Genomic DNA, 13,799 nt, shown 5'->3' on the forward strand with positions numbered 1-13,799 from the left:
ACTGCGTCGTACGAGGGGCGACAACCTGACCCCCGTACGACGTATTCCCGCCGTCCGCAGCACCACGTTCCACATTCCCACGCGGACCCTATGCCGTACCGAGATACGCCTCCCGCACCAGCGGATTCGCCCGCACCTCGGCCGCCGTGCCCTCCGCCAGCACCGTCCCGAGGTCCAGTACGACCACCCGCGCGCAGAGGTCCATCACGAAGGCCACGTTGTGCTCGACCAGCAGCACCGCACAGCCCTCCTCCGCGGCCAGCCGCCGGACGACCGCCGCCAGCTGCTCCCGCTCCGGCGCCGACATGCCCGACGCGGGCTCGTCCAGCAGCAGGACCCGCGGCGGATCGGCCACCGCCCGGGCCAGCTCGACCATCCGGGCCCGGCCCACGGGCAGCCCGCCGGCGTACGAGGTCCCGAGCGCGCCGATCCCGCAGTCGGCCAGCACCCGCTCGCCCCGCGCCCGGCGCGCCCGCTCCCGGGCCCGGCGGGCCGGGAGGGCGAGGAGATCGGCGGCCAGCCCGCCCCCGCCGCCCCGCCACTCCTGCGCCACCAGCACGTTGTCGGCCACGCTGAGCTGCCCGAACAGCTGCTGCCGCTGGAAGGTCCGGCGCATCCCGTGCCGGGCCCGCCACACGGGGGAGCGGCGGGTGATGTCCGCCCCGTCCAGCAGCATCCGCCCCTGGTCGGGCCGCCGGATCCCCGACAGGACGTCGAACAGCGTGGTCTTCCCGGCCCCGTTCGGCCCGATCAGCCCGCACACCTCGCCCGCCCGGATCCCGAGGTCCACCCCGGTCAGCGCCTTGACCCCGCCGAAGCGCACGCTGATGCCGCGCGCCTGGAGCACGTACCCCTCGCCCATGTCCGCCTCGCTCATGTCCCCCTCGCTCATTTCCCCATCCCCAGATAGGCCTCGGTGAGCCGATCGGCCTCCACCTCGGCGCGGGGGCCGCACCAGGAGACCCGGCCCTGCGACAGGTAGGCCACGGTGTCGGCGATCCCGAGGATCTCGGCGGCCTTCTCCTCCACCAGCAGCAGCGCCGTCCCGGCGTCGCGGAGCTCGGTGAGCAGCGCGTACACCTCCTCCACGACGCGCGGGGCGAGCCCGAGCGAGGGCTCGTCGGCGATCAGCACCTCGGGCGGCCGCTGCAACAGCGGCGCCAGGGCCAGCATCTGCTGCTCCCCGCCGGACAGCGCCCCGGCGGCCACCCCGCGGCGCTCGGCGAGCCGGGGGAACCGGGCGTAGACGGCGGCCCGGGCGTCGGCGTCCTTGAGGTACAGGGCCAGGTTCTCCTCGATGGTGAGCGCGGGGAAGATCCCCCGCCCTTCGGGGGCGAGCAGCACCCCGGCCCGGGCCCGCCGCACGGCCCCGTCCCGCGTCACGTCCCGGCCGCCGATGCGGACCACCCCGCCCGCGACGGGAAGCGCCCCGGCGGCCACCCGGCAGGCGGTGCTCTTCCCGGCCCCGTTGGGCCCGAGCACGGCGAGTATCTCCCCCTTCCGCACGACGAGATCGACCCCGTGCAACACGAGCCCCCCGTCGTACCCGGCCGTTACACCGCGCAGCTCCAGCGCGGGCCGCCCGGCCGGGTCCAGCCCTGCGGGGCCTTCCCCCACCCTCCCCCTCGCTCCGCTGGGGTGACGCCCACCCCTTCCCGAAACCGGGGGCGGAGCCCCCAATTCCAGCCCCGCCGGCGTTTGAGGCGCGGGGTCCGGGGCGGAGCCCCGGGACACGGCGGCGCGCCGCTTCGCCAACCGCACCGGCACGGCCGCGCAATACCCGTCCGGATCGTTGGCCAAGGCCAATCCGGCGAGGCCGAACAGGATCACCGGCAGATGGGCCGACGCCGTCACATAGTCCGCCAGCACCCGCGGAGCAACGGCGAACACCAGCCCCGCGACCACGGCGTACTGCGGCCGCCGAACACCCGCCGCCACCACCACCGCCAGCCACACCAACCCGGTCATCGCCGTGAAGTCCGTCGCCGTGATCCGGGTGTTGTACGACGCGTACAGCACGCCCCCGAACCCGGCCAGCCCCGCCGACAGCGTGAACAGCAGCAGCTTCGTCCGCAGGACGGACACCCCCGAGGCCACCGCCGCAGCCGGCGCCGACCGTACGGCCAGCATCGCCCGCCCCGACGGGGAGCCGCGCAGCGCGCTCAGCCCGGCGGCCACCAGCGCGACGAGCACCACCAGGGCCACCCCCAGCGCCCGGTCGTCGGACAGGTCCACCGGCCCGAACACCGGTCGCGGGATCGACCACCCCGAATCGCCGTTCCGCAGCCACCTCAGCTGGAACAGCACCTGGTCGGCGAGGAACGCCAGCGCGAGCGTGGCCAGCGCCAGGGACCTGCCGCCCAGCCGCAGTGCGGGCAGCGCGACCAGCGCTCCCAGCAGGGCCGCCACGCACGTGCCCACCGCCAGCGCCGCCACGAACGGCCAGCCCCGGCTCATGAGCAGCCCGGCCACCAGCGCGGCCCCGGTCACGAAGGTGCCCTGCGCGAGCGACACCATCGCCCCGAGCCCGGTCACCAGGGTGAAGGACATGAACACCAGCCCGATGGCCAGCCCCTGCGCCAGCAGCCCGCTCCAGAAGGGCGTGGTCACGGTGTAGAACGCCACGCACAACAGCCCGGCGCCCGCTGCCCACACCCCCCACCGCCGCCCCCACGACGCGCCCGCCAGATGGTCCACCGGCGGCGCGTCCATGGCCGCGACCCCCGCCGCGCGCGCCCTGCGGGTCAGTACCAGCAGCCCGCCGAACAGGATCAGGAACGGCACCGCCGTGCGGAATCCGGTGATCCCCTCGGCGAAGGAGGCGTACCCGGCCACCAGGTTCTGCAGCACCCCGAGTCCCAGTCCGCCCGCGAACGCGAGCGGCACGGACGCGAACCGGCCGATGACCGCCGCCGTCGCCGAGACGAACAGGAACAGCGTGAAATCGTGCGCCGACAGCCCCAGCAGCGGGGTCGCCAGCACCCCCGCCAGCCCGGCCAGCCCCGACGCGATCATCCACGCCACCGACGACAGCCGGTCGGCGCTGATCCCGCGCAGCTCGGTCAGCGAGCGGTTGTCGACGGCGGCCCGCAGTTGCAGCCCCAGCCGGGTGTGCCGCATCAGCCCCCACAGGGCCACCGCCACCAGCGCCGTCACCACCCAGGTGATCAGCTGGTCGGAGTCGATGCCGACGCCGTCCGCGAGCTGCCAGGACTTCGCGGGGCTGGGCCCCACCCCCGGCAGCCCGAACTGGTTCTCGGCCGGCTTCACCGGGGCGCCCGCGTCGGCCAGCAGCTCCACCGCCCACAGCCCGGCGGCCGGCAGCGCCACCAGCAGCCCGATGGTCGCCACGATCTGCGCCGTCTCACCGACCCGGGCGAGCCGCCGGAACATCAGCCGGTCCAGCCCCCAGCCGAGACCGGGGGCCAGCACGAACACCACCAGCAGCGCCGCCGGGACGGCCGGCCAGCCCAGCCCCGAGTGCAACTCGTAGAAGGTGAGCGCGCACAGGTAGGCGGTGGCCCCGTGCGCGAAGTTGAACAGTCCGGACGCCGAGTACGACAGCACCAGCCCGGTGGCGAGCAGTGCGTACAGGGCGCCGGAGACCAGACCGCTCAGCACGAAGACGAGCAGATCTCCCATGCCGCGGCCTTACTTGAAGGGGATGGGCTCGTAGCACTTGAACGGGACGGAGACCTCGTACGCGCCGTTCTTCAGCTGTACGAGCGCTCCGCAGCCGAAGCTGTCCTTCTGCCCCTTGGGCTCCGCCCGGTCGCCGACGAGCGTGCCGGTGTCGGAGAAGCCCTGTGCGGCGCTCTGGAAGGACTCGACGGTCAGGTCCTTGCCCGCCTTCTGCGCGATGGACACGAACAGGTCGGCCGACATGTACCCGGTCAGCATGTGCATGTTCAACGGGACTTCCTGGCCGCCCGCGGCGGCCTTGATGTCGGCCTTGAACTGCGCCATCTTCGGATCCGCCGACTCGAAGGGCTGGAACTGGAGCAGGACGTGCACCCCGTCGAGCGCCTGCTTGGTGGCGTCCTTGGCGAGCAGCCCGGGGTCGTAGTCGGTCGGGTCGGAGAGCAGTCCCTTGTAGCCGCTGCGCTTGAGCGCGGTGAAGAGCCCGATGTTGTTGGGGGTCTGCATGACGGAGACGACGGCGTCCGGGGCCTTGCCCTCGTTGCTGGAGAGGATCTCCTTCACGTACGCGGACCAGTCGCTCGGGACGGCGGTGGCGGGCACGGAGGCCTTGGCGTAGGAGACGTTGAACCCGGCGCTGGTGAAGCCCTGCTGGAAGGTCCGGATGCCGAACTTGCCGGCGTCGCTGTCGTTGGCGATGATCGCGACCGATTTGCCCCGGGCGCCGCCGAGGATCTGGCCGATGCCCTCGGGCCAGGTCTGGTTGAGGGTGCCGCCGGGGGTGGGGACCAGGCAGCCGTTGAAGCCGTAGATGTACTTGGGCCCGCAGAAGGAGGGCAGGGTGCCCCAGCCGAAGGTGGGGACCTTCTCCTGCTCCAGGAAGTCGGCGCCGGAGAAGGTCACCGAGCTCATGGGGGCGACGGCGAAGACCTTGTCCTGCTGGACGAGCTTGCGGGCGGCGGCGAGGTTCTTCGCCGGGTCCTGGCCGTCGTCCTCCGCGCCGAGGTAGTCGATCTTGCGACCGTTGATGCCGCCCTCGGCGTTGGCTCGCAGGTAGCGCGCCTTGGCGCCGAGATCGGTGTCCTTCTTGCTGTAGCCGCTGGCGCTGGTCATCGACACGATGCCGCCGACCTTGATCGAGTCGGCGCTCACCCCGCGGGAGTTCCCGGGCGCATCGCCCGGCTTGCCCTTGGTGTCGCCGTTGGTGGAGGCGGAGTTGCAGGCGGAGACGAGCGCGAGGGCGGCCGCAGCGGCGGCCAGGGTGCGGATCGGTCGCAACATGTCGGGGATCCCCTCCGGGTCGGAATTCCCGCATTCTGTGGGCGACCTGACGGATCGTCAATATCAATGACATGGTCGAGTGACGCACCGTCAGATATCGGAATCGGATCTCCGCCGGATCTCAGGCTCGCGACTCGTAGAGCGCCGCGACCTCCCCCGCGTACGCCTTCTCGATCGCCCGGCGCTTGAGCTTCAGAGAGGGGGTCAGCAGGCCCCGCTCCTCCGTGAACTGCTCGGCCAGCACCCGGAACGTGCGGATCGCCTCCGCCTGGGACACCAGGGTGTTGGCGGCCACCACCGCCCGGCGGACCTCGGCCGTCAGCTCCGGGTCGCTCACCAGGTCCGCCGCCGGCAGCTGCGGCCGGCCGCGCATCGACAGCCAGTGCGCTATCCCCTCCATGTCCAGGGTGAGCAGGGCCGCGATGTACGGCCGGTCGTTGCCCACCAGCACGCACTGCGACACCAGCGGATGCGAACGCACCCGCTCCTCCAGCGCGGCCGGCGCCACGCTCTTGCCGTTGGACGTCACCAGGATGTCCTTCTTGCGCCCGGTGATGGTGAGGTAGCCGTCCTGGTCCAGCCGCCCCAGGTCCCCGGTCGCCAGCCACCCGCCGTGCAGCACCGCCTCCGTGGCGCGGGGGTCGCCCAGGTACCCGGAGAAGATGTGGCCGCCGTACAGCCAGACCTCCCCGTCGTCCGCGATGTGCACCGTGCTGCCCGGGATCGGCGGGCCCACCGTCCCGTACTTCGTCGCCCCCGGCGGGTTCGCGGTGGCCGCCGCACACGACTCCGTCAGGCCGTACCCCTCGAACACCGTGATCCCGGCGCCGTCGAAGAACAGCCCGAGGCGGCGCGACATCGCGGACCCGCCCGACATGGCGTGCCGCACCCGGCCGCCCATCGCCTCGCGGACCTTCCCGTAGACGAGCCTGTCGAAGAGCTGGTGCTCCATCCGGAGCGCGGCCGACGGCCCCGGCCCGATCCCGAAGGCCTTCTGCTCGCGCGCCTCCGCGTACCGTACGGCCGTCTCCACCGCCCGGTCGAAGGGGCCCGTGCGCCCCTCGGCCTCCGCCTTGCGGCGCGCGGTCGCGAAGACCTTCTCGAAGACGTACGGGACCCCGAGCACGAAGGTCGGCCGGAACGCGGCGAGGTCCGGCAGCAACTCGGCCGCCGCCAGTACGGGCTGGTGCCCCAGCTTGACCCGCGAGCGGACGGCCGCCACCTCCACCATCCGTCCGAAGACGTGCGCCAGCGGCAGGAAGAGCAGGGTGGACGGCTGCTCGCCCTGCCTGGCCTGGAACACGGACTCCCAGCGGCTCACCATGGTGTCGGCCTCGAACATGAAGTTGGCGTGGGTGAGCACGCACCCCTTGGGCCGGCCGGTGGTCCCGGAGGTGTAGATGACGGTGGCGATCGCATCGGGCGTCACGGCGCCCCGGTGGCGGTGCACGACGTCCTCGGCGACCCCGTGCCCGTCGGCGACGAGCGCGTCCACCGCCCCGGCGTCGAGCTGCCACAGCAGTCGCAGGTGGGGGAGCCGGTCGATGACCGAGCCCACGGTCATGGCCTGGTCCTCGTTCTCCACGACGCAGGCCGTGCAGTCGGTGTCGTACAGGATCCAGTGCACCTGCTCGGCGGAGGACGTCGGATAGACGGGGACGGGCTGGGCGCCGATCGCCCACAGGGCGAAGTCGAAGAGGGTCCACTCGTACCGGGTACGGGACATGACGGCGACCCGGTCCCCGAAGCGCACCCCCTGGGCGAGCAGTCCCTTGGCGAGCGCGAGCACTTCGGCGGCCAGTTCCCCGGAGGTCACGTCCCGCCAGATGCCGTCCGTCTTCCGGCCGAGCACCACCCGGTCCGGCTCCTGCCGGGCGTGCTGGAAGACGATGTCGGCCAGCCCGCCGACCGGCGCCGCCGTGACCACGGGTGGGACGCTGAACTCGTGCGGCATCCCGCTCCTCTCCGTACCGGGGCCGTGACGCTACCCCACCGGCCCCGACCCCCGGCACCCTTGCGGAAACCTCCACAAGATCCCCTCGGTCGAGCGCCGAAACCCCAGCCCCGCCGGCGTTTGAGGCGCGGGGTCCGGGACGGAGCCCCGGGAGCCCGTACGGGGGTCGGCCCGCACGGCTCGGCCCGCGCCCCGGTCAGCCCGCACGGCTCAGCCGGTCCGCCCCGGACAGCACGGCCGCGGCCAAGGCTTCGGCGGCAGCGGAGGCACGCGCCCCGCGGAGCAGCGCGAACTCCACCGGCCCCAGCTCCGGCAGCCCGCCCACGCGGACCAGCCCCGGCGGGATCAGCCCCCGGGTGTGGGCCATCACGCCCAGCCCGGCCCGGGCCGCCGCGATCAGGCCGCTCAGGCTGCCGCTCGTGCACGCGATCCGCCACGCCCGGCCGTCCCGCTCCAGCACCTCCAGCGCCCGGGCCCTGGTGATCCCCGGCGGCGGGAAGACGATCAGCGGCACCGGGCGCTCCGGGTCCACCCGGAGCCCCTCCGCGCCGATCCACACCATCCGGTCCCGCCACACCAGGCGGCCGCGCTCGTCCCCGGGCCCGCGCCGTTTGGCGAGCACCAGGTCCAAGCGGCCCGCGTCCAGCCGCTCGTGCAGCGTCCCCGAGAGCTCCACCGACAGCTCCAGGTCCACCTCGGGGTGCTCGTGCCGGAACCCTTCGAGGATCTCCGGCAGCCGCGTCAGCACGAAGTCCTCCGAGGCCCCGAACCGCAGCCGTCCCCGCAGCCGGGTCCCGGTGAAGAAGGCCGCCGCCCGCTCGTGCGCCTCCAGGATCGTCCGCGCGAAGCCGAGCAGCGCCTCGCCGTCCTCCGTCAGCTCGACGCTGTGCGTGTCCCGCACGAACAGCGGCCGCCCCGTCGCCTCCTCCAACCGCCGCACGTGCTGGCTGACCGTGGACTGCCGCACGCCGAGCCGCCCCGCGGCCTGCGTGAAGCTCAGCGTCTGGGCCACCGTGAGGAACGTACGCAACTGGACAGGGTCGTACATACCGCCCAGGCTAGCGGTTCTCATCACGAACCATGATGACAGTGAGTGCGGTGTGCGGGTTTCCCGATGACCACCCCACCCCCGACGATGAAGGAGGAAGCCTCGCAGGCCCCCGCCCCCCGCCCCGACAGCAAGTGAGCACCCGCACATGCGCCGCCCGCACCTCCCCGCCCGGCCCGCCCGGCCCGCCCGGCTGCCCCTGGACCCGTACGTCCTGGCCCTGCTCGCCACCGTCGGCCTCGCCGCCCTGCTCCCCGCCCGCGGCCCCGCGGCGACCGTCGCCGATGGCGCCTCCACCGCGGCCGTGGCCCTGCTCTTCTTCCTCTACGGCGCCCGGCTCTCCACCCGCGAGGCCCTCGACGGCCTGCGCCACTGGCGGCTCCACCTCACCGTCCTCGCCTGCACCTTCCTCCTCTTCCCCCTCCTCGGCCTGGCCGCCCGCGGCCTCGTGCCCGGCCTCCTCACCCCCTCGCTCTACAGCGGTCTCCTCTTCCTCTGCCTGGTCCCCTCGACCGTCCAGTCCTCCATAGCCTTCACCTCGATCGCCCGCGGCAACGTCCCCGCGGCGATCTGCGCCGGCTCCTTCTCCAGCCTGGCCGGCATCGTGATCACCCCCCTCCTCGCCGCCGCCCTGCTCGGCAACGGCGCGGGCGGCTTCTCCCTCGACTCGCTCCTCAAGATCGTCATCCAGCTCCTGCTGCCCTTCCTCCTCGGACAGGCCCTGCGCCGCTGGATCGGCGGCTTCCTCGTCCGCCACAAGCAGGTCCTCGGCTACGTCGACCGCGGCTCGATCCTGCTCGTCGTCTACGCCGCCTTCAGCGCGGGCATGGTCGCGGGCATCTGGCACCAGGTGAGCGTCCCGCGCCTGGGCGTCCTGCTGCTGGTGGAAGCCGTACTCCTCGCCGTCATGCTCCTCGCCACCTGGTACGGCGCCGAGCGCCTCGGCTTCGGCCGCGCGGACCGCATCGCCATCCAGTTCGCCGGGTCGAAGAAGAGCCTGGCCGCCGGACTCCCCATGGCGAGCGTGCTGTTCGGGGCCCAGGCCGGACTCGCCGTGCTCCCGCTCATGCTCTTCCACCAGATGCAGCTGATGGTCTGCGCCGTCATCGCCCGCCGCCGCGCCCGGGATCCGGAGCCCGAACTCGCCACCGAACGTGTGGCGGAGGTCTCGCCCCCGCCCCAACAGCCCACGGGCCAGGCCCGATAACGTGCGGTGGTGACCTGGATACGCCCGCTCGCCGCCCACGCCGAACGTCCGTGCACCCTGGTGGTCTGCCGCGGCTGCTGCTGTGGCGACCCCCGCAAGAACCCCGGTACCGACCACGCCGGACAGCTCGCCCGGCTGCGCGAGGCCGCCGCCGCCTCCGGCGGCCGCCTGGCCGTCCGTACGAGCGAATGCCTCGGCCCCTGCGCCCAGGCCAACGTCATCGTGGTCCAGCCCACCACCGAAGCCCGCCGCCGCGGCGCCCGGGCGGCCTGGTTCGGCTGGGCCCTGGACGACACCGCCACCGACGAGATCATCACCTGGGCCGCGTCCGGGGGCCCGGGCTCCACCCCGGTCCCGCCCACCCTGGACCTCCACCGCATCGACCCGCCGACGCCGAAGCCGGCCGCGAACTCCACGCGCCGCGGCCGCCGGGGTCGCTGACGTGCAGAACCTCGCCCGCGCGGTCGTCGCCCTGTTCGGAATGCTGGTTCTGGCCGCCGCGGCTCTGGCCTTCCGCCTCGACGGCAGCACACCCTCGGTTCCGCTGACGGAGGCGGACGTCACCGGCACGTGGCAGGGCGACCGCGGAGCCCGGCTCGAGGTGACGGCCGACGGCCGGGCCCGCCTCACAGGCGCTTCGGGCTGGTTGTGCACCCGAGACCGGAAGCCGGCCGTGCTCACCGGCGAGGGCAGCTGGACCATCGCCCGGCACTCCGACGAGGACCCGGGGATCCTGATCAAGTTCACCCTCGACGGACCGTCGGCGGTACAGGGCTGCGCCGATTGGTTCACGCTCCACGGCACCGGCAAGGAGGGCGCCACGGGAGACGGCAGCGACGTGTGGGCCACGTTCCTCGGCTACGACGGCGGCGACGCGGAGCGGTACCGGCGCACCGCTACCCCGTGATCCGCTACCCCGTGATTCGCTACCTCGGAATCCGCTACCTCGGGATCCGCTCCTCGCCCGCGTAGATGTTCATGTCCGGCCCCCGCAGGAAGCCGACCAGCGTCATGCCCGACTCCAGCGCCAGGTCCACCGCCAGCGAGGACGGCGCGGAGACGGCCGCCAGCACCGGGATGCCCGCCATCACGGCCTTCTGCACGAGCTCGAAGGAGGCCCGGCCCGACACCAGCAGGACCGCGCCCGTCAGGGGGAGCCGGCCGGCCTGGAGCGCCCGGCCGACGATCTTGTCCACCGCGTTGTGCCGGCCCACGTCCTCCCGCAGGTCCAGCAGCTCGCCCTCGGCAGTGAACAGCCCGGCCGCGTGCAGCCCGCCCGTACGGTCGAAGACCTTCTGGGCCGCGCGCAGCCGGTCCGGGAGCTCGGCGAGGACCTCCACGGGAACCCGTACCGGATCGGCGGCGATCCCGGGGAACCGGGTCGCCGTACGGACCGCGTCCAGGCTGGCCTTGCCGCACAGGCCGCAGGAGGAGGTGGTGTAGACGTTCCGCTCCAGCGTGATGTCCGGCACCGGCACTCCGGCGGCGAGTTGCACGTTGACCACGTTGTAGGTGTTCGAGCCGTCCTCGGTGGCGCCCTCGCAGTAGGTCACGGCCTGCACGTCCGAGGCCGAGCCCAGCACGCCCTCGCTCACCAGGAAGCCCACGGCCAGCGCGAAATCGTCGCCCGGGGTGCGCATCGTGATGGCCAGCGGCTTGCCGTTCAGCCGTATCTCCAGCGGCTCCTCGGCCACCAGCGTGTCCGGGCGGACGCCCGCACCGCCGTTGCGGATCCGGACGACGCGACGGCGCTCGGTGACCCGTCCCATGGTGATCAGCCCATCCTTCTTCTCGTCCGCAATCCGACGAGCCCATTGTCGCGGTTGCGTTTGCTTCGATGCCCCCGGCAGCCAGATCCTCGGGAATCTCCAAATTCCGGACCCGGAATCCTGTCGGGTCACACGCACCCGTACCCACCAGTAGCAGGCAAAGCTGGGTGATCCTGACTTCCGTACGAGGGGGGACCCCGCCCATGACCGGTTCACGCGTGGTGGCGCTAGGGCACTACCAGCCCGCGAGAGTGCTCACCAACGAGGACCTCGCGGCCATGGTGGACACCACCGACGAGTGGATCCGGTCCCGCGTCGGCATCCGCACCCGCCACATCGCGGGCCCGGACGAACCGGTGGACGAGCTGGCCTTCCAGGCGGCGGGCAAGGCCCTGGCCGGCGCCGGCCTGACCCCGGACGACATCGACCTCGTCCTGGTCGCCACCTCCACCGCCATCGACCGGTCGCCCAACATGGCCGCGCGTGTCGCCGCCAAGCTGGGCATGGGCAGCGGCCCCGCCGTCATGGACATCAACGTCGTCTGCTCGGGGTTCACCCACGCCCTGGCCACCGCCGACCACGCCATCCGGGCCGGCTCCGCCACCCGCGCCCTGGTCATCGGTGCCGACAAGATGACCGAGATCACCGACTGGAGCGACCGCAGCACCTGCGTGCTCACCGGCGACGGCGCAGGCGCGGCCGTCGTCGAGGCCTGCGAGGAGCCGGGCATCGGCCCGGTGCTGTGGGGCTCGGTCCCGGAGATGGGCAACGCGGTCCGGATCGAGGGCTCGCCCCCCGTCTTCGCGCAGGAGGGGCAGTCCGTCTACCGCTGGACCACCAGCCAGCTCCCGCCGCTCGCCCGCAAGGTGTGCGAGAAGGCCGGAGTCACCCCGGAGGAACTGGCGGCGGTCGTCCTCCACCAGGCCAACCTGCGGATCATCGAGCCGCTCGCCGCCAAGATCGGCGCCGTCAACGCGGTCGTCGCCCGCGATGTCGTCGACTCCGGAAACACCTCCGCCGCCAGCATCCCGATGGCCCTGTCCAAGCTGGTCGAGCGCGGCGAGATCCCCTCCGGCGCCCCGGTCCTCCTCTTCGGCTTCGGCGGCAACCTCTCCTACGCGGGCCAGGTCATCCGCTGCCCGTGACGCCCCGTGCGGCCGTCCCCTCCGCCGGCACGGCGGGGGAGCGGCGGGGGAGCGGCGGCCCTCGTCGGCCGCCGCGCCGACGAGGCGCGCTACGTGCCCCACCCCCGGCGAGACACCCCGTCTCGCTACGCCCATCGGTGCATGCGTGCAGGTCAGCCCGGCGTGGCGGACGACCGCCGGGCGGATAAGTGGTCGGAGACCCGCCGATCCTTTGCTATTGTTGTCCATGTCGCCGCGGGAAACCGGGGCCGACCACCTAGTCCGGGTGGCGGAATGGCAGACGCGCTAGCTTGAGGTGCTAGTGCCCTTTATCGGGCGTGGGGGTTCAAGTCCCCCCTCGGACACCAGCAGGAACCCCACTTCGGTGGGGTTCTTTTGCGTTCCAGGGCGGTGCCGTCCCACCACGTGACCGGCAGCCCAGCGATTCCCCAGGCCAGACCGGGGCGACAGGCCGAGCCGGCCCGCCCCGGAGACTGCAAGCTTCCGTGCTCCATGCCTGGCGGTAGCTCAGTCAGTGTGAGGCTCCGACGCTGCTGACCCAGACAGGGAAGGGCGAGTCCTCCGGCTCGATGTCGGCCTCCTCCGACTGGCTCTGCACCTCCTCCAGGTCCGCCCAGGCGATGAACCCTGGCTCGCCGTCGGTCAAAAACCCCTCGACGACCGGACCGAGATCGTCGCAAGCCACGTAATTCCCGCCAAACGGCAATGCGTCCGGGGGCACCGAACCAGTCGAACACCGGAGCTGCCCGGCCTGCTCGTCGTGCCACACATAGAACGTCGCCACCCCGGGAAAGCCCAGCTCGCGGACGCGTCTGCGGATGGCGGTAGCAGTCCGCTCGAAGGCGGCCACCACATCGGAAACGGACAGCGTTTTCTCCTCCCCGTCCGCCGCACTCAGCCACCAGGTGTTGGTATCCAGCTCCACCTGCCGGTCAGCCGGCTCAAGCACCAGGGGCTCGTCCGCCACTTCAGCGATCCATGTCAACAGCACCACAGCAGTATCCCCGCACAGCCCGGGACACCGTACTGACCGGGTCGATCACGCAGCGCGACCAGTCGAGCCCTGTGGGCACCGAGTTCACCGAGGGCTACGCGGTGGAGTCTCGCCCAGACAGGAGTCCATTGTGGCGAGTTGATTACAGAACGCTGTTCTCGCTGAGGGCCTCATTCGGGGTCGAGATGCGTACGCGCTGTGTGCGTGTTCTCGTTTAAAGGGGCGCCCGGTTGGACCCACCCGTCCACAGCGTTCGCCATCGGGGCGCATCTCGCCTCTCCTCCGCAAGTCACACTTTCTGACTGTCACGTGCTGAAATCCGTGATGTAGGGAGACGTTATGACCAGACGAAGCCCGATCGACGTCGTGTCGTGGGGATCTCAGCGGCTGGATGTCTTCGGCCTGGGCATGGACGACCAGATGTTCCACAAGGCGTGGGACGGTTCCAACTGGCTGCCGTCAAGGCTGGACTGGGAGCCGTTGGGCGGTGTGTTCAATTCGCCTCCCGCCGTGACGTCTTGGGGGCCTGGCCGGTTGGATGTCTTCGGGCTCGGACGGGACGACCAGATGTTCCACAAGGCGTGGGACGGTTCGAGCTGGTTGCCGTCGAGGACGGATTGGGAGCCGTTGGGCGGTGCGTTCAGCTCGCCTCCCGCCGTCGCGTCGTGGGGATCAGACCGGCTGGACATCTTTGGCCTCGGCATGGACAAGCAGATGTTCCACAAGGCCTGGGACGGTTCCAACTGGCTGCCGTCCAGGACG

Annotated in this window: 12 protein-coding genes, 1 tRNA gene and 1 pseudogene; 6 read left to right on the forward strand and 8 right to left on the reverse strand. The window is 72.2% G+C overall.

Annotated elements, in window-relative coordinates:
* Positions 1-88: 88 nt before the first annotated feature.
* The 6 genes and pseudogenes from ACZ45T_RS26990 to ACZ45T_RS27015 all read right to left on the reverse strand — a co-directional run bounded on the left by ACZ45T_RS26990 (position 89) and on the right by ACZ45T_RS27015 (position 7,922).
* Positions 89-307: an ABC transporter ATP-binding protein C-terminal domain-containing protein gene (locus tag ACZ45T_RS26990; RefSeq protein WP_468445801.1), complete on the reverse strand. Its 219-nt coding sequence runs from the start codon at positions 305-307 to the stop codon at positions 89-91.
* Between the two features lie 18 nt (positions 308-325).
* Positions 326-892 (reverse strand): annotated as a pseudogene (locus tag ACZ45T_RS26995) (ATP-binding cassette domain-containing protein); the annotation flags it as partial.
* Positions 889-3,642 (reverse strand): ABC transporter permease subunit, encoded by a 2,754-nt coding sequence (locus tag ACZ45T_RS27000; protein WP_468445628.1) that lies wholly within the window; start codon positions 3,640-3,642, stop codon positions 889-891. The pseudogene ACZ45T_RS26995 and the gene ACZ45T_RS27000, both read right to left, overlap by 4 nt.
* 9 nt (positions 3,643-3,651) lie before the next feature.
* The gene (locus ACZ45T_RS27005; protein ID WP_468445630.1) at positions 3,652-4,920 is read right to left on the reverse strand and encodes an ABC transporter substrate-binding protein; all 1,269 of its coding nucleotides are present in this window, start codon (positions 4,918-4,920) and stop codon (positions 3,652-3,654) included.
* Between the two features lie 121 nt (positions 4,921-5,041).
* Entirely contained in the window at positions 5,042-6,874 is a 1,833-nt protein-coding gene (locus tag ACZ45T_RS27010) for an AMP-dependent synthetase/ligase (protein WP_468445632.1), read from the reverse strand.
* A gap of 196 nt (positions 6,875-7,070) precedes the next feature.
* Positions 7,071-7,922: a LysR substrate-binding domain-containing protein gene (locus ACZ45T_RS27015; protein ID WP_468445634.1), complete on the reverse strand. Its 852-nt coding sequence runs from the start codon at positions 7,920-7,922 to the stop codon at positions 7,071-7,073.
* Between the two features lie 148 nt (positions 7,923-8,070).
* Between ACZ45T_RS27015 and ACZ45T_RS27020 the strand changes: the two genes are divergently transcribed.
* The 3 genes from ACZ45T_RS27020 to ACZ45T_RS27030 are packed head-to-tail and all read left to right on the forward strand — an operon-like array spanning position 8,071 to position 10,036.
* The gene (locus ACZ45T_RS27020; RefSeq protein ID WP_468445636.1) at positions 8,071-9,129 is read left to right on the forward strand and encodes a bile acid:sodium symporter family protein; all 1,059 of its coding nucleotides are present in this window, start codon (positions 8,071-8,073) and stop codon (positions 9,127-9,129) included.
* A 9-nt stretch (positions 9,130-9,138) separates the two neighbouring features.
* Positions 9,139-9,570 carry a (2Fe-2S) ferredoxin domain-containing protein gene (locus ACZ45T_RS27025; RefSeq protein ID WP_468445638.1) on the forward strand — a complete coding sequence of 144 codons (432 nt, stop codon included), beginning with the start codon at positions 9,139-9,141 and terminating at the stop codon, positions 9,568-9,570.
* A 1-nt stretch (position 9,571) separates the two neighbouring features.
* Complete coding sequence (locus ACZ45T_RS27030; RefSeq protein ID WP_468445640.1) at positions 9,572-10,036, forward strand: hypothetical protein; 465 nt, start codon at positions 9,572-9,574, stop codon at positions 10,034-10,036.
* A 34-nt stretch (positions 10,037-10,070) separates the two neighbouring features.
* On the opposite strand, the gene fdhD is transcribed toward ACZ45T_RS27030, so the two are convergent.
* Positions 10,071-10,898, reverse strand: a complete 828-nt coding sequence (gene fdhD, locus ACZ45T_RS27035) for a formate dehydrogenase accessory sulfurtransferase FdhD (RefSeq protein ID WP_468445642.1) — start codon at positions 10,896-10,898, stop codon at positions 10,071-10,073.
* Between the two features lie 203 nt (positions 10,899-11,101).
* Here fdhD and ACZ45T_RS27040 point away from each other — a divergent pair, with 203 nt between their 5' ends.
* Together ACZ45T_RS27040 and ACZ45T_RS27045 are read left to right on the forward strand one after the other, a co-directional pair.
* The gene (locus ACZ45T_RS27040) at positions 11,102-12,043 is read left to right on the forward strand and encodes a beta-ketoacyl-ACP synthase III (RefSeq protein ID WP_468445644.1); all 942 of its coding nucleotides are present in this window, start codon (positions 11,102-11,104) and stop codon (positions 12,041-12,043) included.
* A gap of 259 nt (positions 12,044-12,302) precedes the next feature.
* Positions 12,303-12,390: transfer RNA gene (locus tag ACZ45T_RS27045), tRNA-Leu, on the forward strand.
* 164 nt (positions 12,391-12,554) lie between these two features.
* Here the strand turns inward: ACZ45T_RS27045 and ACZ45T_RS27050 are convergent.
* Positions 12,555-13,037, reverse strand: coding sequence for a hypothetical protein (locus ACZ45T_RS27050; RefSeq protein ID WP_468445646.1), 483 nt, complete (start codon positions 13,035-13,037; stop codon positions 12,555-12,557).
* Between the two features lie 339 nt (positions 13,038-13,376).
* Here ACZ45T_RS27050 and ACZ45T_RS27055 point away from each other — a divergent pair.
* Positions 13,377-13,799, forward strand: a 423-nt coding sequence (locus ACZ45T_RS27055; protein WP_468445648.1) for a DUF8189 domain-containing protein, incomplete at its 3' end; no start/stop codon positions are given.

The sequence above is a fragment of the Streptomyces sp. NPDC030995 genome (assembly GCF_055571215.1).

What these genes read in the sequence shown, in the direction of transcription:
- ACZ45T_RS26990 (WP_468445801.1), bottom strand. Translation starts at nt 307, where the DNA reads ATGTCGGCGCCGGAGCGGGAGCAGCTGGCGGCGGTCGTCCGGCGGCTG.
- ACZ45T_RS27000 (WP_468445628.1), bottom strand. Translation starts at nt 3,642, where the DNA reads ATGGGAGATCTGCTCGTCTTCGTGCTGAGCGGTCTGGTCTCCGGCGCC.
- ACZ45T_RS27005 (WP_468445630.1), bottom strand. Translation starts at nt 4,920, where the DNA reads ATGTTGCGACCGATCCGCACCCTGGCCGCCGCTGCGGCCGCCCTCGCG.
- ACZ45T_RS27010 (WP_468445632.1), bottom strand. Translation starts at nt 6,874, where the DNA reads ATGCCGCACGAGTTCAGCGTCCCACCCGTGGTCACGGCGGCGCCGGTC.
- ACZ45T_RS27015 (WP_468445634.1), bottom strand. Translation starts at nt 7,922, where the DNA reads ATGTACGACCCTGTCCAGTTGCGTACGTTCCTCACGGTGGCCCAGACG.
- ACZ45T_RS27020 (WP_468445636.1), top strand. Translation starts at nt 8,071, where the DNA reads ATGCGCCGCCCGCACCTCCCCGCCCGGCCCGCCCGGCCCGCCCGGCTG.
- fdhD (WP_468445642.1), bottom strand. Translation starts at nt 10,898, where the DNA reads ATGGGACGGGTCACCGAGCGCCGTCGCGTCGTCCGGATCCGCAACGGC.
- ACZ45T_RS27040 (WP_468445644.1), top strand. Translation starts at nt 11,102, where the DNA reads ATGACCGGTTCACGCGTGGTGGCGCTAGGGCACTACCAGCCCGCGAGA.